Below are 24,869 nucleotides of genomic sequence, written 5' to 3'. Positions count from 1 at the left end.
TGGGCAGCAGCACGCCTGTCCTGGCCTTCACCGCCGCGATCCTTGTGGCCGCGACCGTGTTCTACACCGGATGGGACCTGCTCGGCGCTCGGGAACTCAAACCCGAGCGACGTATCGACTCGAAGACGCTGTTCGACCTGGTGAAGCTGTCCTTCGGTGTGGTCGCCGGTGCTGGCGCCCTGGTCGCCCTGGCGCGAGGCCGACCGCCCGGCGGTCGAGGACCTGCTGGGCCGCGAGGGCGCCGAAGTCGCCCGGCTCGAAGGGCTGCTCAGGCAGGCCCGCAGCCGCCGCCGCACGGCGCTGGTGCGCGTGCTGTCCTGGTCCGAGCACCGCAGCGACCGCGACCTGGGGGCCATCGCCTCGATGTCCCACACCGCCGTCGGCGAGCTGCGCAACGCCCCCAATGCCGGAAACCCCCTCGCATCACATACGCGACCGCTACTGAAGCATCCCCTTGACCACGTCACCCTCCACGACCGTGGCCCCGGAGGTCGTCACCCCCGACGACGAACCCCGCAGCACCACCGAGCCGTAACCACCCTCGACGTGCAGGTCCGCCTTGCCGTCCCGGTTGGTGTCGCGCAGCCGCACCGTGCTGCCGAAGAAGTCGTCCATCTTCAAGTCGCCCGGAACGCCTGCGGTGTTGCGGGCGAACCACTGCGAACCCGTGGCCGAGAGGCCGGAGGCCCGCCCGTACAGGACGTGGACCCCGCCCGCGTACTCCTGGCCGCCGAGGGCCTCCCCGTAGACGCCGATCGCCAGATCCCGGTAGCCGTCGCCGTTGATGTCGCCGGCCGAGATCGAGTCGCCGAGGGAGTCGTACGTCTCCGGGGTGCCCTCGATGCCGGAGGTGGCCTGGGTGAAGCGGGCGTTCCTGTCCGGGCCGGAGGACGTGCCGTACCAGACCGTGACGCGGCCCTTCCACTTGTCATACAGCGGTGTGCCGATGGCGATGTCGCCGTAGCCGTCCTTGTTGAAGTCGTTGATGACGCCGTCGCCGCCCCGGTCGGACTCGCCGCCGTTGCCGTCCTGGCGCTCCAGGCGGAGCGTCTTGCCGGGGTAGAGCTTGGTCTGGCCGCCCGAGATGAACCAGGCGTCCGAGGCGATGTACGTGTCGGTGACGACGTCGCCGATGATGACGAGGTCGGTCTTGCCGTCGCCGTTCACCTTGCCCGCGATCACGGCCGTCGAGTAGAAGCTGGACGATTCCTTGTCCAGGGCCGAGACCGATCCGTACACGCCCGACTTGCTGATCGCGCCGCGGTAGACGTACGTCTTGTGCGCGTTGACGAGGGCCAGGTCCGTCTTGCCGTCGCCGTTGAAGTCGCCGGTGGCGAGGTCGGATCCCATGCGGGCGTACGACTGCCTGGGGCCCTTGTTGGGGATCGCGAGGCCGCCGGAGAGGCCGCTCGCGCCGCCCCAGAGGACGGTGACGGCGCCCTGGTCCTCGCGGCCGTCGACGTTCTCGCCGGTGGCGGCCACCGCGAGGTCGCCGTAGCCGTCCTTGTTGAAGTCGGCGGCGGTGCGGACCTCGCCGAAGAGGTCGTCCGTCTCGTCGGCGCCGGGGACGCCGGGGCTCGCCTGGTCGATGAACTGGGTCTTCGTGCCGGGACCGTTGGCCGTGCCGAAGGTGACCAGGACGCCGCCGCCCTTGCTGGTGTGGTCCGGGCCGTACGAGAAGACGGCGTAGTCGCGGTAGCCGTCGCCGTTGAAGTCGTCGGCGTACTTGGCCGCGGCGGCCGAGGCCGGGGTGGTGAGGGTCAGTGGTGTGACCGTCGCCGCCAGGAGGGCGGCGAGGGCCGTTACCGTGCGCTTGCGCATGAAGATGTCCTCTGTCGGAGATGCAAACAGGTGAGAGAGGGAAGAGGGCTCAGCTGCCCAGCGTCGTGCCGAACGCCGGGGCGCCCGAGGTGGAGACGCCGGTGGCGGACGGGCCGAACACCGAACCGTTCGTCAGGCCCTTGAAGAACCAGACCGCGCCGTCACCCCCGTCCTCGCCCGGGCCCGCGACCGTGAGGTGCGCCTTGCCGTCCTTGACCGTGTCGGCGAGCAGGACGCGGCCGCCGAAGCGGTCGTTGTCCTCCGAGGTGCCGGGGACGCCTGACGTGGACTGGGAGAGGGTGAGCGCGCCGGTTGCCGAGAATCCGGTCTTGCTGCCGTGGAGGATCGTCACCGTGCCGGTGTCCTCCGAGGTGCCGAAGGACTCGTACGTCGCCCCGACGGCGAGGTCCGCGTGTCCGTCGCCGTTGATGTCGCCGAGCGAGACACCTCCGCCGAAGCCGTCGCCGGACTCCGAGGTGCCGGGGACGCCCGTCGTGGCCTGGGTGTACGAGGCGGTCTTGCGGGTCTCGGTGAACTGGGCCTCCGGAGCGCCGTACACGAGGGTGACCTTGCCGCCGAGTGCGCCCGAGGGATCGGCCGCGCTCTCCCGGTGGTTGCCGGCCACGATGTCGGCGTAACCGTCCTTGTTGACGTCGGCGACCGAGGAGACGTAGCCGCCCGGGAGGTACTCCAGCCAGTCGGTGAAGTTGGTGATCCGGCCGTCGGCCCAGGCCGTGATCGCGTCGTCGGTGCCCTTGGCGCGGCCGTGGACGATGAGACTGTCGAAGCCGGCGCCCAGCACGTCGCCCGAGGACAGGTACTCGACGCCGTACGTGTCGTCGAACGGCCGCGACCCGTGGCCCATGCCCGCGGACGTGGAACCGCTCATATGCTCGCCGGACCGGGCGAACGGGCCCTTCATGATCTGGATGTTGGAGTTCCCTGTGGCGCCCACCGCGACGTCGTCGTCCCCGTCGCCGTCGAAGTCCCCGGCGGTCAGGGCCTGTCCGTAGTGGTCGCGGTCGTTGGAGATGATGTTCTCGACGGTCGAGGCGCCGGACAGGCCCGCCGAGCCGCCCCAGACGATCACGACCGTGCCGTCGTCGGGGTCGGGATTGACCTCGTAGCCGATGTCCTCGCCCGGGGCGCCGACGACCAGGTCCGCGTAGCCGTCGCGGTCCAGGTCCGCCGACGTGACCGCCTTGCCGAAGGCGTCCGAGGTCTCCGCGCTGCCGGGGACACCGGTCGAGTTCTGGGTGATGGTCTGGTACTTCGTCGTCCTCAGGCCGGTGGACGAGCCGTAGACGACGGACACCGCCCCCGCCTTCGTCTTGCCGCCGACCGTGGCACCCGGCGCGCCGACCGCGAGGTCGCGGTACCCGTCGCCGTTGAAGTCGTACGGAGCCGCTGGGTTCGCCGCGTGGGCGGCGGGCACCGCCAGGGCGAGCGGAGTCAGGCCGCAGGCGAGAAGGCAAGCGGCCATCAGGAGCGGACGTGTGCGCAAGGCGTCTCCAGGAGGGAGGAGGGCCCGCGCCGAGTGGGGCGCGCGCCCCACTGCCGTAAGGGTGTGCGAGCAGGAGACCACTGGAGGGGCCGGAGGGTTGTACGGGAGTTCGGCGAACTTTTGCGGTGTGGGGCTGGTGTGTCGTTACCTCGGCGATGCCTGCCGTCGTGATGCCCGCCTTGGAGAGCTGCCAGATCGCCGGAGCGGACTGTTCCCGGTTCCGCCCGCGCGGCTCTTGGGTGCGCCACCAGCCTTCGCCCGGAACCGGCATCGTGAAACCATCAAGCGGTGACCGAGACGAGCAGCGACGACGGCCGCACCTTCCGGCGCGAGATCGAGCGGGTTGTCAACGAGATCGTCCAAGGACGCCGCACGTTGGACGCTGGTGTGGGCTGGTTCTCCGGCCTCGCCCCGACACGTCAGCAGGAGGTACTGCAGGAAGTCGCCGGCTATGCGATGCAGGCGCACATGACAGCTGCGGACGGCCGTGCGGGGGTGGCGCGGTCCGGTGTGAAGACCACGGCCAACCCCTCGGCGTCATGGCGACGGGCGGCCGTCCCTCACCGGTGCCCGGCGCTCCCGCCTGACCCGGGTGTCAAGGGGCTCGGGAGTTGAGGATCAGCCAGTCCTTGTCGGCCCATGTCACGCCTTTCGGGATGCGTCGTCCGTAGTCGGCGTCGGACTGGACGCGCAGCCTTACGCTCTCGTGCACCTCGGCGTCGTCGGGGACACGGCGGTGCCGGTAGGTGAGCAGGGCCCAGACCGCTCCCATGCGGTGCACCTCGCCGAGCGCGTGGCCGGAGTCGAACGTGAGGTGTTTCGCGTACGCCCCCTTTTTGAGCAGGAGTTCGGCGTCGAGCGCGCCGTCCACGACCCACTTCAGGGCGATGGTGGACAGCTTGGGGTCGTCCTCGAAGGTGCCGCCCACGTCGGAGTGGACTCCGGCGAACCAGACCTCCTCGATCACCGGGCCGGGATCCCCGGGCTTCTTCGGGGGCAGGACGAGGTAGTCCTCGTAGGGCCGGCGTTTCTCGTCGATGGAGACGGCGTGCCGGACGCGGCCGGCGTTGGGGATGCGCCTGGTGTAGAGCCACCGCAGGTTCCAGCGCAGCAGTCCGGCGGCCTTCACCGAGTCCCACAGCCCCATGAAGTGGACGGGGATGCCGGTCCGTTTGTCGACCTTCCTGCTGAACGCTCCGGCGAACTGGTGCAGTTGCCTCCAGTCGTCGTCGGTCCAGTCCCGGTTCTTGGTGTAGACGGCGATGGCGTACGGGACGAGGTTCTCCGAGCCGGGGCGGAGCAGGCCGACGGCCTTGAGCATGCCCGCGAGAGCCCGGGCGGTGTAGGCGCCGCGGCTGAAGCCGAAGAGGTAGATGCGGTCGCCGGGTTCGTAATGGTGCATCAGGTAGGTGTAGGCCTCGGCGAGGTTCGCCTTGAGCCCGGAGCCGAAGGCGAGCCCGAACAGTTTGGAGAGCTTGCGGGCGGGGAGTGACCAGGCGCCTACGGCGGAGAAGGTGCCGACGCCCGGGTCGTAGTAGGCGATCTGTGTGGCGGGGTCGTGCAGATCGAGCATCTGGTAGAGCTTGACGACGTTGGTGTTGCCGCGGGCCTTGAGCTGATTGCCCGTCCCGTCCAGGCACACCACGATGTTCTTGCCCATCACCGTCTCCGGGGGCATTTCCGGCATTCATTCCCATAATAGGAAGAAAGGTCCCCGTTGGCTCGGCGAGCCATCGGGGGCCATCGCAACCCGAGCACCTGTGACGGACACGTCGTTGAACACGCGACCACCGACGACGATCCTGGCCGCCGTCCTGGTCGGCCGCTCGTCGGCCGACCAGGACATCGGGTTCAGGAGAGGTCGAACCGGTCGAGGTTCATCACCTTGTTCCACGCGGCCACGAAGTCACGCACGAACTTCTCTCCCGCGTCCTGCGACGCGTAGACCTCTGCGATCCCCCGCAGCTGGGAGTGCGCACCGAAGACGAGGTCGACGGCGGTGGCGGTCCACTTGACCTCGCCCGTGGCGCGGTCCAGGCCTTCGTAGACGTTCTCGTCCGAGGCCGACGCCTTCCACTCCGTGCCCATGTCGAGCAGGTTGACGAAGAAGTCGGTGGTCAGGGTCTCCGGCCGGTGGGTGAAGACGCCGTGGCGGGCCCCCTTGAAGCCGGTGTTCAGGGCCCGCATGCCGCCGATCAGCACCGTCATCTCGGGGGCGGTCAGGGTCAGCAGGTTGGCCCGGTCCAGCATGAGGGTCTCCGGCGACAGCTTCTCTCCCGCCCGGAGATAGTTGCGGAACGCGTCCGCCTTGGGTTCGAGCACGGCGAACGACGCCACGTCGGTCTGCTCCTGCGAGGCGTCCGTCCGCCCCGGTGCGACCGGGACCGTGATGTCGTGCCCGGCGTTCCGCGCGGCCTGCTCGACGGCAGCACACCCGCCCAGGACGATCAGGTCCGCGAGGGAGACCTTCTTCCTGCCGGTCTGTGACTGGTTGAACTCCTGCTGGATCCCCTCGAGGGCTCGCACCGTCTCGGCCACCTCGGGAAGGTTGTTGATTTCCCAGTCCTTCTGCGGCGCGAGCCGGATCCGGGCCCCGTTGGCCCCGCCCCGCTTGTCGGTGCCGCGGAAGCTCGCCGCCGCCGCCCAGGCGGTGGTGACCAGCTGCGGGATGGACAGCCCCGAGGCGAGGATCCTGCTCTTGAGGCTGGCGATGTCGTCATCGGCGATCAGTTCGTGGTCGACCGCGGGGACGGGGTCCTGCCACAGCTGCGGCTCGGGAATCCACGGGCCGAGGTAGCGCGAGACCGGACCCATGTCGCGGTGCAACAGCTTGTACCACGCCTTGCCGAACGCCACCGCGAGCTCGTCCGGGTTCTCGTGGAACCTCTTGGCGATCGGCGCGTAGACCGGGTCCACCTTCAGCGCTAGGTCTGTCGTCAGCATCATGGGGGCGTGCCGCTTCGACGGATCATGGGCATCGGGCACGGTGTCCCGGGCCGCCGGATCCTTGGGCGTCCACTGCTTCGCGCCGGCGGGGCTCGTCGTCAGCTCCCAGTCGTACCTGAACAGGTTGTCCAGGTACCCGTTGTCCCACCTCGTCGGCTCGTTGGTCCACGCGCCCTCGAGCCCGCTGGTGAGCGCGTCGGGGCCCTTGCCGCTGCCGTAGGTGTTCCGCCAGCCGATGCCCTGCTGCTCGAGGGGGGCGGCCTCGGGTTCCGGGCCGATGTAGCTGGCGTCGACCGCACCATGGCATTTGCCGAAGGTGTGGCCGCCGACGATGAGCGCGACCGTCTCCTCGTCGTTCATCGCCATACGGCCGAATGTCTCGCGAATGTCCCGGGCGGCCGCCACCGGATCCGGGTTGCCGTTGGGCCCCTCCGGATTGACGTAGATGAGTCCCATCTGCACGGCACCGAAAGGCGGGGCGAGTTCCCTGTCACCGCTGTAGCGCTCATCTCCGAGCCAGATGTCCTCGGGCCCCCAGAAGATTTCCTCGGGTTCCCAGATGTCCTCTCGCCCGAAGCCGAAACCGAACGTCTTGAACCCCATTGATTCCATGGCGCAGTTGCCGGCGAACACCAGAAGATCGGCCCAGGAGATTTTCCGGCCGTACTTCTGCTTCACCGGCCAGAGCAGCCGGCGGGCCTTGTCGAGGCTCGCGTTGTCCGGCCAGCTGTTGAGGGGCGCGAAGCGCTGGGCGCCGCTGCCGCCGCCGCCCCGGCCGTCGGCGACGCGGTACGTTCCCGCCGCGTGCCAGCTCATCCGGATGAAGAGCGGCCCGTAGTGGCCGTAGTCGGCGGGCCACCAGTCCTGGGACGCGGTCATCACCTCGAAGACGTCCCGCTTCAGCGCCTCGACGTCGAGGGTCGCGAATTCCCTCGGATAGTCGAAATCCTCGTCCATCGGATTGGCGTGGGGCGAGTGCTGGTGGAGAACCTGAAGGTCCAGCTGATTCGGCCACCAGTCCCGGTTCGTCTTGGGCCGAGTCGGGGTGGGGGTCGGCGAGGGGATTGCTGGGTTCTCGCTTTCGCTGCCGGACATGCCCGTCCTTCTTCCTGTCTCGGTCTTTCTTTCTGCCGGTCGGCGTCCGTATGGTCGCGCACCGCAGACCGCACCGCTACGAAACACGCAGAGCATCCCGTATAACAAAGGCGCGAAAAGGGTGGCTCTTTTTCACCCGCTGGGAGCAGCGGGGCGGCCGGAGGCTGATGGACCAGGCCGGAAGTGTGCGGGAAGGAAAGCGATGTTGTCAGGGCCATGTTCAGAACGCGTGGCGCCCTCTACCCTCTGCACCACCGCGTCCATGGCCACCTGCCGTCACACAGCCGACAGGGGCCGCAGAATCTGGGGGGATCTGCCATGTGGCGTTTCTCAGGTGCCTTACGCACGGCGAAGCACAGACCCCGCACCGCCCTCGCGGCGCTCGCCGTCGCTTCCCTGGCCGTGACGCTGTGCCAGCCGACGGCGGCGGCCGGGACCGACGACCACGCTCCGGGCTCCGCGCTCGACAAGCAGGCCGCGCCGTTCGCGCCGCCCGCCCCGGCCGCGTACGAGCAACCGGCCTACGACCCCGCACCGCGCACCACCGCCGAGGAGCCTCCGCCGACCCCGGAGCCGGAGTCGTACGAGGACTTCGCACCCGGCGTCCGGCTGATGCTCGAGGACCTGCGATCCGGGCGCCTCAACGAGGAGGCGTTCGTCAACCACGCCTACGCCAAGCTCGGTTACCAAGGCGGAGTGCCCGCCCGCTACCGGGACAAGGACCTGCCGGAGGAACAGCGCACCATCCTCGCCATGACCCTCGGGCGTGAACTGGACCGGCTCGAGCATCCGGTGCGGCGCAGTATCCAGAACCGCATGGCCCACGCCGACGTACTGGCACCGCTGATCGCGAGGCAGCCGCAGGACGCGTCCGCCGAGGCGGATCGTCAGCAGGCCGCGCTCGCCCCGCTCACCGAGTGCGGGCGGAAGGGTCAGTTGCCGGGCGAGTTCGAGTGCGTGCACCAGACGGCCAACTTCTCGGTGTTCTACAGCGTCGGCGGCGAGCACAACGTGAACCCGTACGACGGGGCCGGCACACCCGCCCAGGGAGACGTCCAGGACAACGGCGTCCCCAACTACGTGGACCGGATGTCCCGTTCGCTGGAACAGGCGTGGAGCACGTACACGTCGATGGGCTACAAGCCTCGCGAGGACACCGACAAGAAGGTCGCCGTCTTCCTCGGTTCGACCCATGTCGAGCCGAACGTCGGCTTCGTCCAGCCCTTCGAGCTCGCCGACGCGAACATCATCCACATCGGGACGAAGTTCAGCACGGGCCAGGAGGCGGAGGAGTTCTATCTGCCGCGGCACGAACTGTTCCACTCGATGCAGTACAAGTACATCGGCTGGCGGCTCGTCTTCAACATGCGCAGTCTCAACGCCTGGATGGAGGCCACCGCGGAGTGGGGTGCCCACCAGGCGCTCGCGGCCGACCCCGCGGTCCCGGTCTCCAGCCGTTACGACTACGCCCACGCTCTGCCCGAGTTCTTCGAGCGGCCCGAGGAGGAACTGACCCAGCAGGACGGCTTCGGCACGGGACGCCAGTACGGCGCCTTCATCTTCGCCGAGTTCCTCGACGAGCGGTTCGGCCAGGACGCGATCAGGCACTCGTGGGAGCGGATCGACGACGCCTGGTTCCCCGACGGCGCGACCGAGATCCGAGACATGATCACCGACGACTACCACCGCGACGTCCACGAGGAGTTCCGCGTCTTCGGCGTCGCCAACTACCACCTGTGCGGCGGCGGCACGGCCGCGGACCACGGCTCGTACTGGCGCTACCAGGATGGAGACGTGTCCCAGTGGTGCGGTGCCCTCGGCGGCTCCGGCTCGGACGCCACCTTCCCGGTGGCCCGCCCCGACCACGAGACCATCACCCTGCCGGCCGACGGCAAGGCCTCGGGGAAGTGGACGGTCGAGGGCGGCGGAGTGCACTACGTCGACCTCGTCGGCCAGGCCGATCCGGCCAAGCTGTGGAACATGGCCGTACGCACCATGCAGGACGACGACAAGCGGCTGACCTTCACCGTCGTCAACTGGGAGACGATTCCCCGGCGGTGCTTCGCCGACGACAAGAGCGCGCGGGAAGAGGACAAGACCCTCGACACCCGGATCGGCGGCGCCTGCAACGTGGTCACGCTGATGATCAGCCACGGCCGCCCGGGCGACGACGAGGAGGAGGGTCGCTGGGAGACCGAGTACACCTCGCTGTTCGGTGGTTCGGTCGGTGCCAGTGACGTGCGGATCGGCGTACAGCCCGGCGGGAACCTCATCACCCCGGGCGGCACGCCCAGCGCCGGCACCCGGACCACCCAGGTGGGCCTGCGGCACAGGCCCACCGACTACGAGGCCGTCTCCGCCGTCGCCTGCCACTGCGAGGGATGGGGCGTCCAGGTCACCCCGCCGGGAGGCGTCGGCCAGTGGAGCGGCTGGTCCCACGGGGTCCACGGACTGTCGGCGAACGCCGAGGTGACCGAGTTCACCACTACGCCGACCACCGCCAGGTCGACCGTGCGGCTGGCCGGCACCGACCACCCGGTGTACGTCACGCACGAGTACAAGCCCTCGGCACGTCCCGAGCTGTACGACGTCTCCGTCACGGTGACGTCACTGGCACCGCCCGGCGAGCAGCCGCACATCACCTACCGGCGGGTCGTCGACTGGGACGTGGAACCGACCGCGACCAAGGAGTACGTCACTCTCCAGGCGGACCACCCCAACGTGGAGTTCGCCAGCGACTACGGACTGGCCGGACCCGACCCGGGCTCCGGGCGGCCCAAGCTCCACCATGAGGGATCCTTCACCGACGCCGGTCCCTACGACCAGGGGACGGTCCTCGACGTCCACGTCCCGGTGGAGCCCGTACCCGGTGATCCCGGCGCCGGGCTCGTGGGAGAGTTCCACCTCTACTACGGAGCGGCGGCGGGAGAGGCCAAGGCGCTGGACGCACTGCGGGCGGTGAACGCCCCGGTGTACTCCCTCGCCAAGCCGAGCACTCCGGGCAACCCGGGCAGCGGCCTGCCGGCCACGTTCGTCCTCGGGTACAAGCCGGTGAGCTGACGGCAACGCGTCTCCGGACCCGCCGCACCCGCGGCGGGTCACTCGTCCTTCAGGCCCAGACGGGCATGGAGCCGGCGCAGCGGCCCGGGAGCCCACCAGTTCCGGTGGCCGAGCAGCCGCATGGCGGCCGGGACCAGCAGGCCGCGGACGATCGTCGCGTCCACGAGGACGGCCAGGGCAAGCCCGACGCCGAGGAGTTTGAGGACCGCCAGTTCCGATGTGGCCATGGCCCCCAGCACGGTCGCCACGATCAGCGCCGCCGCGGTGATGAGCCGGCCGCTGCGTTCCATGCCGAACGCCACCGCACGGGTGTTGTCGCCGGTCGCCGCGTACTCCTCCCTGATCCGGGCGAGCAGGAAGACGCTGTAGTCCATGGCCAGGCCGAAGGCCACGCAGAACATCAGGAGCGGGACGGTCAGCTCCAGCCATCCGGTGTGGACGAAGTCGCCGACGAGCCACTTCAGCCGTCCTTCCTGGAAGACGAAGACCATGGCCCCGAAGGAGGCGGTCAGGCTCAGCAGGTTGAGGACGAGCTGTTTGACGGGGATCACCACGCTGCCGGAGAACAGGAAGAGCAGGATCAGCATGCTGGCGGTGATGATCAGCAGGGCCCAGGGGAGCCGGTCGGCCAGGACGTCCTTGGTGTCCGTCAGGGTCGCCGCGTCGCCGCCCACCAGCGCGGTGCCCGGTGCCGCGAGGGCGCGGACGGCACGGATCTGACGCTCGGCGGCCAAGGAGTTGGGGTCCGCCGTGGAGCGCAGGGAGAGCCAGGCGTCGGCCCCGTTCCGGAAGCCCTCCCGTGGCGGTGCGACCTGCCGGCCGCCGGCGAAGGAGCCGACAGCGGTGTCGACCCGTTCCGTGTGCGCGAGGCGGGAGAGCCGTCGCGCGTAGTCGGTCAGGTCGGTGTCCGCCCGGGAGGTGTCGAGTCCGGTGACGGTGATCACGACCGGGGAGACGCGTGCGTCGGCGAACTCGCGCCGTACCGTGTCGGCGGCGACCTGTGCGGGACTGTCGCGGGGGAGGACCCGGTCGTCCATGAGCCCGAACTTCGCCTGGGTGAAGGGGATCGCCAGGGCGATCAGTACGACCGAGGCGGCGGTGCCGACCGCGACGGGGCGGCGCATCACCCCGAGGGCGAGCCGGTGCCACAGGCCTCCGCCCGTCCGGCGGCGCAGTCGGGCCAAGGGGTCCAGCCGGTCGAGCCGGCCGCCGATGAGGGCGAGCAACGGGGGCATGACCAGCAGGGTGGCGAGCGCCGAGAGGGCGACGACGGCGATTCCGGCGTAGGCGAGCGACCGCAGGAAGTACAAGGGGAACACGAGCAGCGCGGCCAGCGAGAGCATGACGGTCAGCGCCGAGAACGCGACCGTACGGCCCGCGGTACGCAGGCTCACCACGATCGCCTCGGTGGTGCCGAGCCCGCGGGCGAGTTCCTCGCGGTACCGGTTCACGACGAAGAGGCTGTAGTCGACGGCCAGGCCGAACCCGAGGGCGGTGGTGAGGTTCATCGCGAAGACGGAGACCGGAGTGACCTCGGTGAGCAGCCGCAGCACGGCCAGGGTGCCGGTCACGGAGACCACTCCGACGAGCACCGGCAGCGCGGCCGTCGTCAGCGATCCGAACGCGATGAGAAGGATGAGGAGGGTGAGCGGGGCGGCGATCAGTTCCGCTCGGGTCAGGTCCTCCGCGCTCTGCCGCTCGACCTCCGCGTTGACCCTGGCGGAGCCGGTCGCCTCGACGCTCAGCGGCCCCTGTCGCCCTGTCAGACGGGGGACGAGACGCTGCGCGGCGTGGTGGACGCTGTCCTCGTCGCCGCCGAGCCGGATCAGCACGAGCCCGGTACGGCCGTGCTCGGCCCGCAGCGCCGGATCGCCGCTGTGCCACGGCGACTGGACGGAGACGACGTCGGGCGAGCGCGTGACGCGTGCGACGAGGGTCCGCCCCGCCGCGGCCGTCGCGGGGCGCGCGAGGTCGGTGTCGGCCCGGACCACCAGGACCAGATTGGGGGAGCCGGCGCCGAATCGTTCGGCCAGCAGGCGGTCGGCGCGGACCGACGCGAAGGCGTCATCGGTGTAGCCGCCGTACGACAGATGCTTCTCCAGCCCCGAACCGAGCAGCCCGGCGGCGATCGTGAGCAGCGCGGTCACGGCCAGGACGGCGCGGTGCGGGCGGACGAGCCGGCGTGCGAGGGAGTCGAGCAGCATGAGACCCATTTTCGCTAGAGTGAAACTCTAGTGAGATTCCCACTAGAGTCGGTGACCAGTCACGAAGGAACGGGCGGCGGATGGCTACGGGAAACTCGGGAAATGCGGGAAAGCCGGGGAATTCCGGGAAGAAGACGGGGACGCGGCTCGCCAGGACCGCGGCGAACCGGGCGCGCATGCTGGCCGCGGCGCGGGATCTGTTCACCGCGCACGGCTATACGGCGACCACCATGAAGGCCATCGCGGAGCGGGCCGGGATGGCGGTGCAGACGCTCTACTTCACCTTCGCCACGAAACGGGCGATCCTCTCCGAGCTCCTTGACATCGAGATCGCCGGTGACACCGAGCCCGTCGCGACGCTCGACCGCCCGTGGGTGGCCGAGGCGCTGGCCGCGCCTCCCGCCGAGCAGGTACGGCTCCAAGTGGCCGGTGCCGCGCTGATCCTGGCGCGGGTCGCCCCGCTGCTGGAGGTGGTCCGGTCGGCCGCGGCGACCGATCCGGAGATCGCCGAGCTGTGGCGCACCAACATCGAACAGCGCCGCACCGTGCAGCTCCGCTTCGCCGAAGCGCTCGACGCGAAGTCGGCGCTCCGGCCCGGCACGGACCCGGATCGCGCCGCCGACATCGCGCTCGCCGTACTCGCCCCCGAGACGTACACCCTCCTGGTCCACGAGCGGGGATGGGCGCCGGAGGAGTGGCGGGAGTGGGCCGCCGACTCCCTCGTGCGCCAACTCCTCACGCCCTGAAGAGCTTGCGTCAGCCTTCGATCACCTGTGTGTTCTGGGCCGCTGCGATCCGCCAGCCGGCGTCGCCCCTGGCCAGGATGTAGAACGGCCGGCCCTCGGGCTGGTCGGCGAGCGGGCGGCCGTCGTGACCGACGGGCCGTTGCCGCACGTTGACGGCGGCCACATCGGGCCGTATGAACAGCACGCGTTCGATGTCGTACGTGGCGGTGGACCGCGCCGCCGCGCCAGGAAGCACCTGGTGGGTGAAGGTGCTGATCTCGTCCCACCCCGACAGGCGCCTGCCGTGGGCCGTGGTCCACACCGGGTCCTCCGTACCGAAGAGGCCCATGAACTCCTCGGCCAGTCCGGCCTGTTGGGTGCGCTCCACCTCCGCCACCAGCCGGGTGATCGCGTCGATCTCCCGCGGAACGTCGTCGACGCCCCCGAACACCTCGAAGCTCCGATACGACCCGTGGCGGAGGTCGGTGACCGCGCCGATGCGGCGGGGCTCCCAGCCGAGCGCCTCGCGGGCGGCGTCGCCGCTGACGCTCTGGTCCAGGGCGAGCGCCTCCGCGAAGTCGTCGCCCAGGGAGGCGGCGGCCTCGTCCCTCGCCCACAGGCGCGGGGGCGCTTCGACACCGGCCGCGCGCCCCGCGGCGGCGGCCATGTCGCGGACGGGGACGGCGGGTTCCGCGACGCCGTGCCAGACGGTGCCGCCGTCGGCGCGCTCCACGGCGAGGACGAACAGGTCGGCCAGATCGTCCATGTGCACCATCGGCCAGCGGACACCGTCGTCCCCGACGTACCGGGGGCCCTCGTGCTTGCGCGCGAGATCCACCAGCAGGGCCGGGATCCCGCCGCCGCGGCCGTGCACGATGCCCGGGCGGATCACGACCGCCCGCACGCCGTCGCCCGCGGTGTCCCGCACCTGCCGCTCGATGCGCGGACGGTACCCGACGATGGGCAGCGGATCGGTGGGCGCGTCCTCGGCGACGGCGACGGGCCCCGTGGCGCCGAGGACCCAGACCCCGCTGGTATAGACGAAGGTCCGCCCGGTCCCGCGCAGCGGCGACGTCAGCGCGTCCACGGCCGCGGCGTCCACGGCGGCGTCACCGGTCGGCGTCGCCAGGTGGATCACCGCGTCGATGTCCGGAGTCACGGCCCGGGTCAGCGAGGAGGGCTGGGTCAGGTCGCCCGTACGCTGCTCCCGCTTCCGGCCCGCACGGCTCCCGGCGGCACGGACGAGCGCGACGACCTGATGCCCCGCCCGCTCCAGGTGATCGGCCACGGCGGAGCCGATGTAACCGTCGGCGCCGATGAGTAGAACCTTCATGAGCTCTCTTTCTGCGCGAAGTCGCGGGCCGTGCCGCGGTGTTGCAGCGGCCCCGGCACCGAAGGGGTACCGCCGCAACATTTCACTAGAGTCGGACTCTAGTCAACGCTGTTTGGAGAAGCCCATGGTGCGCCCTGTCCTCAGCCCTGCTCCCGCTCCACCGGAAGCCACAGCTCCGCGTCGGCCCGCGTCCCGTCCGGCGACAGGCGGGTACGCAGGATCTCCGGGCCGGGGCGGCCGCGGTACGGGTTGGACGGGAACCACTCCGTGAACACGTCGCGCCACAGCTCCTGGATGGCCTGCGGTGCGGGCCCGGAGGTGGTGAAGACGGCCCAGGTGCCGGCCGGGACGGCCAGGGCGGTCGTGCCCTCGGGGGCGGCCTCGGACGTGATCACGCCGTGGTAGTAGTCGAGCTCCGTGCCCTCGGCCCGGCTCGGATCCAGGTCGTCGCAGACCGCGACGATGCCCTGCGGCTCCTGGTCCGACAGCTTCTCCAGGCGCTCCACGGCCTGCGGTTCGATCCCGCGGACGAAATCGATGATCGCCTGGTTCGGCCCAATGTGCACCAGAGGCACCCGGGCCTTGAAACCGACGACGGTGAAGGCCGGCCGGTCGGATACGCGGTAACGCATGCTGCTGTTCCCTTCGACGGTGAGGCGGAAGGTGAGCCGGGGCTGGGAGACGAGCGCGGCGCCGGTACGGCGGGCCTCGCCCGGCCCGATGCCGTGCATGGCGCGGAACGCCCGCGCGAACGCCTCGCCCGAGCCGTAGCCGTACCGCACCGCGATATCCAGCAGCGCGTCACGTCCGCTGAGCACCTCGGCACCCGCGACGGTGAGCCGCCGGCGCCGGACGTACTCCGACAGCGGCATGCCCGCGAGTGCGGAGAACATCCGGCGCAGGTGATACTCCGAGGTGGCCGCGATCCGCGCCAGCACGGCCACGTCGACCGACTGGTCGAGGTGGTCCTCGATGTGCTCCATGACCTGGTTGAGCCGCTCCAGCATCCCCGGTCTCCTTCCTTTGTGCGATCACCAACGTAGGCACCGCACATCCGGCCGGGCCCGACATCCTGTGCCCGATGAAGTCGGGTGTGCAGGGCACTGATCACCGGCGGGGCCACCGGCGGGGTCAGTGTTTCGTGAGGGTGAAGGGCGTACGACCATCCGGCCGCCGCCCGCGTGGCGTGCGGTCGGACGGTGGCGCGCGGTGTGACCTGATAAGTCCACCGAGTCCACACGGTGCACACGGCTCACGCGAAGGAGATACACAGCATGCTCGGACAATCGCAGGCGTTCAGCAGCTTCTCGGTCGACGACCTCGGCGAGGCCCGCCGGTTCTACGGCGAGACGCTCGGCCTCCGGGTGGAGGAGGACCGGGAGGGGGACATGTCGACGCTGATCCTCAACCTCGGGGGCGGCGGGCGTGTCTTCGTGTACCCCAAGGACACGCACACCCCCGCGACGTTCACCGTCCTCAACTTCCCGGTGGACGACATCGAGACCGCCGTCGCCGATCTGGAGCGGCGCGGTGTGACCCTGGAGCGCTACCCCGGATTCGACCACGACGACAAGGGCATCGTGCGGGGCGACAACGGCCCCGCGGCGATCGCGTGGTTCACCGACCCCGCCGGGAACGTCCTCTCCGTGCTCCAGGAGGACTGACCGGCGCTCGAGTGACGACGGGGCGAAGCCGGTGTGGTCGACGAGGTGCGCGACCGTGACGAGGTCGTCGCGGACGCCGTCGACCTCCCACCAGTAGTTCATCGCGTCGATGACGAGTGTGCCGCCGCGCAGTGCACGCCGGCCTCCGCCGCGGCCTGCGTGGCGGTGACCGGAAAAGTCGCCCGGGGCAGTGGTGTCCATGTCGTCTTCTCCGTTCGCCGTGTCAGCCGGCGAGGATGTCGCGGACCATCGGGATCACCTTCGTGCCGATCTAGAGGGAGCCGTGCTCGATCTCGGCCACGTACTCCTCCTTGCGGACCGGCGGCCAGCCCCGCAGCGCGCCGATGCGGTCACGGATGACCTTGTAGTGCGGCCAGTGCAGCTCCCGGCGTCAGTCACACCCAATGATCTTGGCTCGATCCAGCGCGCTGAGTTGATGTGTCAACCATTGTCGGCCTAGGCTGAAGTTGATGCGTCAACCAGACGCCTCGTCTTGTCAGAACTTCTTAGACGGAACTCCTCAGACAGAAAGCAACTGCCATGAACGACAAGAAGGTCATCGCGGTCACCGGAGCCACGGGGGCGCAGGGCGGCAGCGTCGTACGGGCGATCCTCGCCGATCCCGACGCGGGCTTCTCGGTCCGCGCGCTCACCCGGAACCCCGCCTCGCCCGCCGCCGTGGAACTGGCCGAGCTCGGCGCCGAGGTCGTCCAGGCGGACTTCCACGACGAGCCGAGCGTGCACAAGGCGTTCGAGGGGGCCTACGGCGCCTTCCTCGTCACCAACTTCTGGGCACACGGCTCGGCCGAGAAGGAGACGGAGGAGATCAACGTCCTGGTGCGCGCCGCCAAGGCGACGGGCCTGCGCCACGTCGTCTGGTCGACGCTGGAGGACACCCGCGAACTGCTCCCGCTGGACGACGAGCGGATGCCCGTCCTGCAGGGCGAGTACAACGTCCCGCACTTCGACGCCAAGGGCGAGGGCAACAAGCTGTTCACGGAAGCCGGCGTGCCGACGACGTTCCTGAACACCACCTTCTTCTTCCAGGGCTTCCTGCAGACCTTCGCGCCCCGGCGCGCCGAGGACGGCGTACTGGCCCTCACCATGCCGTTCGAGGACGGCAAGCTCCTCTCCGGGGTGGACGTGGCCGACATCGGCCGGACGGCGTACGCGATCCTCAAGGGCGGCGAGCGCTTCATCGGCGAGACCGTCAGTCTGGCCGGCGACCACCTGACCGGTGCCCAGTACGCGGAGAAGCTGGGCGCCGTGCTCGGCGAGCCGGTCCGCTTCCAGTCCGTGCCGTACGACGTCTTCCGCACCCTCGACATCCCCGCGGCCGCGGAGATCGCCAACATGTTCCAGTACTACGGCGACTTCGACCGGGAGTTCACCGGCGCCCGCGACCTGACCCGGCTGCGGGAGATCAACCCGGCGCTGAAGAGCTTCGACGCCTGGCTGGCCGAGAACTCCTCGAAGATCGAGGTGGGTTGAGATGGGAGCGACGCGTACGCCGGCCGTCGAAGGCTTAGCCGGCACCACGAGCGGATCGCTCGACGGCAGGGTCGCCCTGGTCCGTCCGCGCGTCGGTCACCGGCACCGTGGAGGCCTTCGGCCGCCTGGACATTCTGGTGAACAACGCCGGGACCGGGTCGCTCGGACCGATAGGGGACCTCACTGACGAGGACTTCGACCGGGTCGTCGCCACCTGCGCTCGGTGTGGGTGGCCACGCAGGAGGCACTGCGGCACATGGGCGACGGCGGGAGGATCATCTCGATCGGCAGCGTCTTCGCCGAGCGGATGCCCCTTCCGTACGGCACGACGTACTCCCTCACCAAAGCGGCCATCGGCGGCTTCACCCGAGCGCTCGCCCGGGAACCGGGACCGAGGGCGATCACGGTGAACAACGTCCAGCCCGGCCCGGTGGCGACCGACGCCACCGCGTCGGACGACCTCGTCGCGCTGATGACCCGGCTCACTCCGGCCGGCCGCTTCGCCTCCCCCGAGGAGCTGACCGGACTCATCGCCTACCTCGCCGGCCCCGAGTCCGCCTTCCTGAAGGGCGCGACGATCAAGTGAGTCGTCCGCGGCGCATGAGGCAGCGACCGGGGGTCAGCCCGTCAGCTGCGGGCCGGGCCGATCGGCGTGGGACGCGCCGGGGAACCGGTGGCCGCCTGCGCGGCGACCGACGGGTAGTCCTCCGCCAGCGCCCGGTCGAGCTGCTGCGTGCGGAAGCCGCTGCGCTGGGACCACCAGTAGGCGGCCAGGGAGACGGCCAGCAGGATGAGGAGGTCGTACGGGTCCTGGACGCCGGGCGTGCCGAGCGGGCCGAACTCGCCGTAGTAGGAGAGGGCGAGGACGGCGAGCAGGGTCGCGATGAGCCAGACGCCCGCGTCCAGGTGCCGGCGCCCCTCGCGGGTACTGGCCACCCGCAGCGCGACGACGTAGAGCCCGATCGCCGCGGTCATCGTGGTGAAGTACAGCGGGAAGCCCCAACCGCCCTCCCGTGCGCTGTCGGTGACGTTCATGAACCATCCGCCGCGCACCGTGATGAGGATCCACGCGATGAGGAAGGCCAGCGAGAGGGCCTGTCCGGTGCGGCGCGGCAGCCAGCCGTTGACGACAGAGGTGTACGCGCCGTAGACGGCGCAGCCCGCGAAGGTGATGACCAGCAGCTGGACGAGCGAGGTGAAGCCGCAGGCGTAGACGATGAACAGGCCCGCGGCGAAGCCGGTGGGTGCCCAGAGGCCGATTGGCGGGCAGCCGCCAGGTGCGGGGGACGGCGGGGGAGGTGCGGCGCAGGACGGGGGTGACGGCGCTGCCCATGAGGTAGCTGAGCGCCAGGCTGGCGGAGATGACCGAGACGAGCTGGTACCAGCTGGGGAAGGGCAGCAGGAACACGGCGCTGATGACGAGGGCGATGGTGAGGGAGATCCAGGGGATGCCGTGCTTGTTGATGCGGCTCAGCGCGGGCGGGGCGTAGCCTTCCGCGGCGAAGGCGTAGGAGGCGCGGGCGGCACTGCCGAGGGTGACCCAGCCGTTGCCCGCGGGCGAGACGGCCGCGTCGATGAGCAGCACGGTCGCGAAGGCACCGAATCCGGCGGCGCCCAGGGCCGAGAAGAACGGGGAGGAGGCCCAGTCGCTGGTGGTCAGGCCGGCCCAGTCGCCGGGGGTGACACCGGCGTCGCGCCAGTCGAGGGCGCCGAGGAAGCCGATCTGCAGGCGCCTGCTTCCGCAGGGACCCGGACTGTGGCAAGGGGCTCCACAGCTCAAAGGTGGCTCCAGAGTTCGAGGGGCTCCAGAGCTCTAGAGGGCGTAGACCTGCCCGGTATGCGCTCCCTCGACGGAACGGACGTACGCCTGCGCCACGTCGGCGACGTCGACGGGCGGCATGCCCGGGAAGAAGTCCCCGTACGTGGCGAGGCTCTCGGTGAACACCGTCGGACTGACCGCGTTGATCCGCTGCGGGGCGATCTCGATCGCCGCGGCGCGTACGAACGCCTCCACCGCGCCGTTGGCCATGGAGGCGGCGGACCCCGTCGGGATGGGCTCCCTCGCCAGTACGCCCGTGATCAGGGTGAACGAGCCCCGCTCGGCGATCCGGGGAATCCCCTGCCGCACCAGGTCGATCTGGCTGAGCACCTTGCCGTGGAAGGCGGCCAGGTAGTCCTCGGGGGTCAGCTCGGTGACCGGTTTGTACGGCGTGGAACCCGCGGCGCTGACCACGGCGTCCACGCGGCCGGCCCGCTCGTAGAGTTCGGCGGTCTGTGCCGGGTCGGTGAAGTCGTGGCGGAGGTCACCACTCTTGCGGCCCACCGTGAGGATCTCGTGCCCGCGTGCGCTCAAGGCCTTGTGGACGGCGGTGCCGAGGGTGCCGCCGGCGCCGATGAGCAGAATCTTCAGAGGCTTCATGGCCGCGACGTTATGCCCGGCCCACCGGGCGGGAGAAATGCCTTCTGGGGAGCATTTATGCTCCAGAGTTACGCGGCCTTCCTGCGTACGGCGCCTTCCCCGGACGCCGGCCTTGAGGTGCGGCCGCTGTACCGGGAGCGGCGCCTGGTCGCGGTGCCCGAAGGCGATCCGCTCGCCCGCCGCGCGGTGGTGCGGCTGGCCGACCTCGCCGACCGGCCGGTCGTCCTGTGTGCCACCGCCGCCACCACGACCGGCCTCTGGCCCGACGGGCAGCGGCCCCCCACGTTCGAGGTGGCCAACGTCGACGAGTGGCTCACCGTGATCGCCACGGGAGACGCGGTCGGCGTCACCGCGGAAGCCACCGAACACAGCCATCCACACCCAGGCGTCCGCTATCTGCCCCTGGCGGACGCGCCCCCGGTCACCGTCCGCCTGGCCTGGCCACGCATCGCCACGCATCCCGCCACCCGCACGTTTCTCGACCACGTCCGGGGCATGACCGACCACGTGGGCGCACAGCCGTAGTCGTCGCCGTCGCCTTCGGGACTCCGTACGCGTGTCTCCTAGAATGCGGTCTGACAATCTGCGGAGGATTCATGAGCGAGCGCGCCGCCCGGCCCGCCGGCCCGAGGCCGGTCACCACCCAGACCCGCCGGGACGCGGTGGTGGACGAACTGCGCAGGGCGATCGTGGCCGGGGAGCTCCAGGCCGGTCAGCCCCTGCGCGAGGTTCACATCGCTCAGCAGCTGGGTGTCAGCCGCCCCACCCTGCGTGAGGCCATCTACCAGCTCATCCACGAAGGGCTCCTGGAACAGCAGCCGTACCGCGGCGTCGTCGTCACCGCGATCGACGAGAAGTTCATCACCGACACGGCGGCCGTCCGGGTCGCCCTGGAGACCCTCGCCGCGCGGGGACTCGCCGACGATCCCGACGGCTCCCGGACGGCGAAACTGAAGAGCGCCTGGCAGGAGTACCGGGCCGCGCACCGGGCGCGGGACTCCGGCCGCCTTCACCAGGCCCACATCGCCCTGCACCGCACCATCTGGGACGCCTCCGACAACGTCATGCTGAAGCGGATCTGGCCCACCGTGGAAGCGCAGATCAACATCGCCATCACCGTCGACGAGAGCACCCGGTCCGACCCCGACCGGGCCCAGCACGTCCACGAACGGCTGATCGACGCGATCCTCGGCGGCGACCCCGACGCCATCGCGACCGAGGTGGAACGCCACACCCGGGCGAGCGCCGACGAACTCCTCGAACTGCTCGCCGAGCGCAGGCGCACCACGGAGGACGGGCGGGCCTGATGGCCCCTGGCCTTGTCGAGGGGGTTCAGCGCGCGAGGACGCCAACGTCGTGGGTGCTGTCCTGAACAGCGGGTTCAGGACGTGTGCGGGAGGTGCTGGGCGGGGACGACGCCCAGGCGGCCCGCCTCGTAGTCCGCGAAGGCCTGCCGGACCTCTTCGCGGGTGTTCATCACGAACGGCCCGTAGTGGAAGACCGGTTCCCGCAGGGGGAGGCCGCCCAGCACGAACAGCTCCAGCTTGGGGGAGCGGGACTCCTGGACCCGGTCGGCGGTGAGACGCAGCGCGTCCCCCGCACCGAAGGTGGCGAGCCGGCCCTCCCGGATCGGACGGGCTTCGGCGCCGACGGTGCCGTGACCCGCCAGGGCGTAGACCAGCGCGTTGTACGCGGGGTTCCACGGCAGGTCGACCTGGGCACCGGGCTCGACAGTGAGGTGGGCGACGGTGATCGGGGTGTGGGTGACGCCCGGGCCGGTTTGCCCGGCGATCTCCCCGGCGATCACCCGGATCAGCGCGCCGCCGTCGGGGGTGGTGACCAGTCCGGTGCGCTTGCCGCGGATGTCCTGGTAGCGCGGCGGGCTCATCTTCTGGGCCCGCGGCAGGTTGACCCACAGCTGGACGCCGTGGAACACCCCGCCGCTCATGACCAGGTGCTCCGGAGGCTGCTCGATGTGCAGGATCCCGGAGCCCGCGGTCATCCACTGGGTGTCTCCGTCGGAGAGCCGTCCGCCGCCACCGTTGGAGTCCTGGTGCTCCAGAGCGCCGTCCATGAGGTAGGTGACGGTCTCGAAACCGCGGTGCGGGTGCCACGGGGTGCCCATGGGCTCTCCCGGCGCCTGCTCGACCTCGCCCACGTGGTCCATGTGCACGAACGGATCCAGCTCCGGCAAGGGCACCCCGGCGAAGGCGCGGCGCACCGGGAAGCCCTCGCCCTCGAAGCCGTGTTGTGCCGTTGTCAGGCGGCGGACGGGCCGGTGGACCGTGCCGGCAGGGTCCGGCTTCGGCAGGCGCGGCAGGACGAGCACGTCGTCCACGGTGATCGCGGGCATGGGTTTCTCCCGTCTCTCTGCGGTGGCTGTCAGAAGGCGTGCGGTCCGAAGCGGCCCCAGGCCACGAAGACGGTCAGGGCGAGCAGGATCGCGTTCACGACGACCGACTGGGCCTCCCCGCGCCGGCCGTGCGTGATCGCGGCGCCGAACATGGTCAGCGCGAGGCCGGAAGCGGCCAGCGGGACGAGGTCCGGGGCTATGTCCACCGCCGCGGGCAGGATCAGCCCGATCGCGGCGAGCACCTCCAGGAGACCGATCGTCTTGATCAGCCCGGGCGGGAAGGCCTCGGCCCAGCCCATGGACGGGGAGGCGAGGAGCTTCTCCTTCGACTGGGCGAGCTTGGCGGCGCCGGAAGCGAGGAAGACCAGGGCGAGCAGGGCCGCGACAGCCCACAGGGCGACGTTCACAGATACCTCTTGGGATGGGGTGTGCGGTCCTTCTGAGGGGTCCCGCAGTCAGTGATTGATACGTCATCCAACCTAGGTCAGTGAAAGATGACGCGTCAACTTACCGCTTGGCTTCGATCGTCCCCTCGGCGTGGGTCGCTTCGGCTGGCTTTGGAGGATTTAGGTGATCCGTCAACGACGTTTACACTTTCCGTATGGAGAAGTCGGTGCGGTGGTTGACGTCGGAGGAACAGCACGCGTGGCGGAGCTTCGTCCGCTTGCACGAGAAGCTCGGGGGCCGGTTGTCACGTCTGCTGCAGACGGAGTCGAACCTGTCGGCTGCCGACTTCGCGGTGCTGGTCCACCTGACGGACGTGCCCGAGGGGCGGCAGCGTTATCAGGATCTGGCCCGCGCGCTGGAGTGGGAGAAGAGCCGGATGTCCCACCACATCGCGCGGATGGCCGGGCGGGGGCTGGTCGTGCGCGAGGAGTGCCTGGAGGACGCCCGTGGCGCCTTCGTCGTCATCACCGAGGCGGGTCGTGCGGCGATCGAGGCGGCCGCTCCGCTCCACGTCGAGGCGGTGCGTTCGCTGTTCCTCGACCATGTGACTCCGGCGGAACTGCGGACGCTGGGTGAGATCTCCGAGCGTGTGGTCGCGAAGCTGGAGGAGGACCAGCCCTGAGTCGGCTTCCGGCCGCCGTGGGGCGGTCGGCAAGTCTTCACGGAACCGGCGCGGCCGCGCCCGCCGTGGCGTTCGCCGCAGCGTCATGCCATGATGGTTGATGTGACAACCAAATTGGGTCGGAGGTGCTCGCGGTGAGCAATGTGGAAACCGAGCCCGCGACGGTGCGATGCGGCGCGCCGGTCGACGAGAGGCGGCCGGCGGAGGTGCCGCGCGTCGACGTGGTCTCCGCGCGCGAGGTACCCCTGGGCGGCCCGCGCGCGATGACCGTTCGCCGCACCCTGCCGCACCGTACGCGCCCCCTGATCGGCGCATGGTGCTTCGCCGATCACTACGGTCCGACCGACGTCGCCACGACGAGCGGCATGGACGTTCCACCGCATCCGCACACCGGCCTGCAGACCGTGAGCTGGCTGTTCAGCGGGGAGATCGAGCACCTCGACAGCCTCGGGACCCGCGCCCTCATCCGGCCCGGCGAGATGAACCTCATGACCGGCGGTTACGGCATCGCCCACGCCGAGGTCTCCACCCCGCGCACCGACATCCTCCACGGCGTCCAGCTGTGGGTGGCACTGCCCGAGGAACACCGGAACACCGAACGCGCCTTCCAGCACCACGTCCCCGAGCCCCTGCGGGTCGACGGGGCCGAGATCAGGGTCTTCCTGGGCTCACTCGCCGGCGACACCTCCCCGGTGCGGACCTTCACACCGCTGCTCGGTGCCGAGGTCGTCCTCGCGCCGCGTGCGACGATCACCCTCGCCGTGGACCCCGCCTTCGAGCACGGCGTCCTGGTGGACAGCGGGGACGTCCGCGTGGCCGACACCGCGCTGCACCCGGCGGAGCTGGGGTACGTCCACCCCGGCGCCGACGCTCTGACGCTGGTGAACGAGTCGGACGGTCCGGCGCGGACGATCCTGCTCGGCGGCACTCCGTTCGAGGAGGAGATCGTCATGTGGTGGAACTTCGTCGGCCGCAGCCACGAGGACATCGTCCGGGCCCGGGAGGACTGGGAGGCCTCCTCCGATCGCTTCGGCGTCGTCGAGGGCTATCCCGGGGGCCGCCTTCCCGCGCCTGCCCTGCCGAACGCCACCATCAGGCCGCGCAAAAACCCTCCGCGTCACTGAAGCCCGGGCACATGAACGAACAACCACCAAGGTGGCTCACCCCCGTCGAGCGCGACTGCTG

General features: G+C 70.2%; 20 protein-coding genes and 2 pseudogenes. 10 read left to right on the top strand and 12 right to left on the bottom strand.

The window, feature by feature from the left end:
* Nucleotides 1–438 precede the first annotated feature (438 nt).
* Together ACZ42A_RS24720 and ACZ42A_RS24715 are read right to left on the bottom strand one after the other, a co-directional pair.
* Nucleotides 439–1,821 carry an FG-GAP-like repeat-containing protein gene (locus ACZ42A_RS24720; RefSeq protein WP_468529423.1) on the bottom strand — a complete coding sequence of 461 codons (1,383 nt, stop codon included), beginning with the start codon at nucleotides 1,819–1,821 and terminating at the stop codon, nucleotides 439–441.
* A gap of 49 nt (nucleotides 1,822–1,870) precedes the next feature.
* Nucleotides 1,871–3,325: a hypothetical protein gene (locus tag ACZ42A_RS24715; RefSeq protein WP_468529422.1), complete on the bottom strand. Its 1,455-nt coding sequence runs from the start codon at nucleotides 3,323–3,325 to the stop codon at nucleotides 1,871–1,873.
* Nucleotides 3,326–3,613: 288 nt separating this feature from the next.
* Between ACZ42A_RS24715 and ACZ42A_RS24710 the strand changes: the two genes are divergently transcribed.
* Nucleotides 3,614–3,940, top strand: coding sequence for a DUF5958 family protein (locus tag ACZ42A_RS24710; protein ID WP_468529421.1), 327 nt, complete (start codon nucleotides 3,614–3,616; stop codon nucleotides 3,938–3,940).
* On the opposite strand, the gene ACZ42A_RS24705 is transcribed toward ACZ42A_RS24710, so the two are convergent.
* Nucleotides 3,921–5,012: a DUF2235 domain-containing protein gene (locus ACZ42A_RS24705; protein ID WP_468529420.1), complete on the bottom strand. Its 1,092-nt coding sequence runs from the start codon at nucleotides 5,010–5,012 to the stop codon at nucleotides 3,921–3,923. The two genes, ACZ42A_RS24710 and ACZ42A_RS24705, sit on opposite strands and share 20 nt — an antisense overlap.
* Before the next feature lie 164 nt (nucleotides 5,013–5,176).
* Nucleotides 5,177–7,366, bottom strand: a complete 2,190-nt coding sequence (gene katG, locus ACZ42A_RS24700; protein ID WP_468529419.1) for a catalase/peroxidase HPI — start codon at nucleotides 7,364–7,366, stop codon at nucleotides 5,177–5,179.
* A 318-nt stretch (nucleotides 7,367–7,684) separates the two neighbouring features.
* Here katG and ACZ42A_RS24695 point away from each other — a divergent pair, with 318 nt between their 5' ends.
* Entirely contained in the window at nucleotides 7,685–10,426 is a 2,742-nt protein-coding gene (locus tag ACZ42A_RS24695) for a hypothetical protein (RefSeq protein WP_468529418.1), read from the top strand.
* A 38-nt stretch (nucleotides 10,427–10,464) separates the two neighbouring features.
* Here ACZ42A_RS24695 and ACZ42A_RS24690 read toward each other — a convergent pair whose 3' ends face one another.
* Nucleotides 10,465–12,639 carry an MMPL family transporter gene (locus ACZ42A_RS24690; RefSeq protein WP_468529417.1) on the bottom strand — a complete coding sequence of 725 codons (2,175 nt, stop codon included), beginning with the start codon at nucleotides 12,637–12,639 and terminating at the stop codon, nucleotides 10,465–10,467.
* A gap of 71 nt (nucleotides 12,640–12,710) precedes the next feature.
* On the opposite strand from ACZ42A_RS24690, the gene ACZ42A_RS24685 reads away from it, so the two are divergent.
* Nucleotides 12,711–13,376, top strand: coding sequence for a TetR/AcrR family transcriptional regulator (locus ACZ42A_RS24685; protein ID WP_468529416.1), 666 nt, complete (start codon nucleotides 12,711–12,713; stop codon nucleotides 13,374–13,376).
* Between the two features lie 10 nt (nucleotides 13,377–13,386).
* Here the strand turns inward: ACZ42A_RS24685 and ACZ42A_RS24680 are convergent, their stop codons facing one another.
* Together ACZ42A_RS24680 and ACZ42A_RS24675 are read right to left on the bottom strand one after the other, a co-directional pair.
* Nucleotides 13,387–14,688: an SgcJ/EcaC family oxidoreductase gene (locus ACZ42A_RS24680; RefSeq protein WP_468529415.1), complete on the bottom strand. Its 1,302-nt coding sequence runs from the start codon at nucleotides 14,686–14,688 to the stop codon at nucleotides 13,387–13,389.
* A 140-nt stretch (nucleotides 14,689–14,828) separates the two neighbouring features.
* A complete protein-coding gene (locus ACZ42A_RS24675) occupies nucleotides 14,829–15,695 on the bottom strand; it encodes an AraC family transcriptional regulator (RefSeq protein WP_468529414.1) in 867 nt (288 codons plus the stop codon).
* A 267-nt stretch (nucleotides 15,696–15,962) separates the two neighbouring features.
* Between ACZ42A_RS24675 and ACZ42A_RS24670 the strand changes: the two genes are divergently transcribed.
* The 3 genes and pseudogenes from ACZ42A_RS24670 (at nucleotide 15,963) to ACZ42A_RS24660 (ending at nucleotide 18,429) form a co-directional block, all read left to right on the top strand.
* Nucleotides 15,963–16,352, top strand: coding sequence for a VOC family protein (locus ACZ42A_RS24670; RefSeq protein ID WP_468529413.1), 390 nt, complete (start codon nucleotides 15,963–15,965; stop codon nucleotides 16,350–16,352).
* A 540-nt stretch (nucleotides 16,353–16,892) separates the two neighbouring features.
* A complete protein-coding gene (locus ACZ42A_RS24665; protein WP_468529412.1) occupies nucleotides 16,893–17,843 on the top strand; it encodes an NmrA/HSCARG family protein in 951 nt (316 codons plus the stop codon).
* Nucleotides 17,844–17,950: 107 nt separating this feature from the next.
* A pseudogene (locus ACZ42A_RS24660) lies at nucleotides 17,951–18,429 on the top strand (SDR family oxidoreductase).
* Nucleotides 18,430–18,470: 41 nt separating this feature from the next.
* Here ACZ42A_RS24660 and ACZ42A_RS24655 read toward each other — a convergent pair.
* The 3 genes and pseudogenes from ACZ42A_RS24655 to ACZ42A_RS24645 form a co-directional block, all read right to left on the bottom strand.
* The gene (locus ACZ42A_RS24655) at nucleotides 18,471–18,878 is read right to left on the bottom strand and encodes a hypothetical protein (RefSeq protein ID WP_468529411.1); all 408 of its coding nucleotides are present in this window, start codon (nucleotides 18,876–18,878) and stop codon (nucleotides 18,471–18,473) included.
* A 289-nt stretch (nucleotides 18,879–19,167) separates the two neighbouring features.
* Nucleotides 19,168–19,623 (bottom strand): annotated as a pseudogene (locus ACZ42A_RS24650) (amino acid permease); the annotation flags it as partial.
* 33 nt (nucleotides 19,624–19,656) lie between these two features.
* Nucleotides 19,657–20,253: a short chain dehydrogenase gene (locus tag ACZ42A_RS24645; RefSeq protein ID WP_468529611.1), complete on the bottom strand. Its 597-nt coding sequence runs from the start codon at nucleotides 20,251–20,253 to the stop codon at nucleotides 19,657–19,659.
* A gap of 66 nt (nucleotides 20,254–20,319) precedes the next feature.
* Between ACZ42A_RS24645 and ACZ42A_RS24640 the strand changes: the two genes are divergently transcribed.
* Nucleotides 20,320–20,787 carry a LysR substrate-binding domain-containing protein gene (locus ACZ42A_RS24640; RefSeq protein WP_468529410.1) on the top strand — a complete coding sequence of 156 codons (468 nt, stop codon included), beginning with the start codon at nucleotides 20,320–20,322 and terminating at the stop codon, nucleotides 20,785–20,787.
* A gap of 71 nt (nucleotides 20,788–20,858) precedes the next feature.
* Complete coding sequence (locus tag ACZ42A_RS24635) at nucleotides 20,859–21,569, top strand: GntR family transcriptional regulator (RefSeq protein WP_468529409.1); 711 nt, start codon at nucleotides 20,859–20,861, stop codon at nucleotides 21,567–21,569.
* Nucleotides 21,570–21,643: 74 nt separating this feature from the next.
* Here ACZ42A_RS24635 and ACZ42A_RS24630 read toward each other — a convergent pair whose 3' ends face one another.
* Both ACZ42A_RS24630 and ACZ42A_RS24625 read right to left on the bottom strand, forming a co-directional pair.
* Nucleotides 21,644–22,615: a pirin family protein gene (locus ACZ42A_RS24630; RefSeq protein ID WP_468529408.1), complete on the bottom strand. Its 972-nt coding sequence runs from the start codon at nucleotides 22,613–22,615 to the stop codon at nucleotides 21,644–21,646.
* Nucleotides 22,616–22,644: 29 nt separating this feature from the next.
* The gene (locus ACZ42A_RS24625; RefSeq protein ID WP_468529407.1) at nucleotides 22,645–23,022 is read right to left on the bottom strand and encodes a DoxX family protein; all 378 of its coding nucleotides are present in this window, start codon (nucleotides 23,020–23,022) and stop codon (nucleotides 22,645–22,647) included.
* Between the two features lie 194 nt (nucleotides 23,023–23,216).
* Here ACZ42A_RS24625 and ACZ42A_RS24620 point away from each other — a divergent pair, with 194 nt between their 5' ends.
* Entirely contained in the window at nucleotides 23,217–23,684 is a 468-nt protein-coding gene (locus tag ACZ42A_RS24620) for a MarR family winged helix-turn-helix transcriptional regulator (RefSeq protein WP_468529406.1), read from the top strand.
* 134 nt (nucleotides 23,685–23,818) lie between these two features.
* Nucleotides 23,819–24,808, top strand: coding sequence for a pirin family protein (locus ACZ42A_RS24615; RefSeq protein ID WP_468529405.1), 990 nt, complete (start codon nucleotides 23,819–23,821; stop codon nucleotides 24,806–24,808).
* Nucleotides 24,809–24,869 lie beyond the last annotated feature (61 nt).

The sequence above is a fragment of the Streptomyces sp. NPDC030838 genome (assembly GCF_055572035.1).
This window is presented reverse-complemented; position numbering and strand designations above follow the sequence as displayed.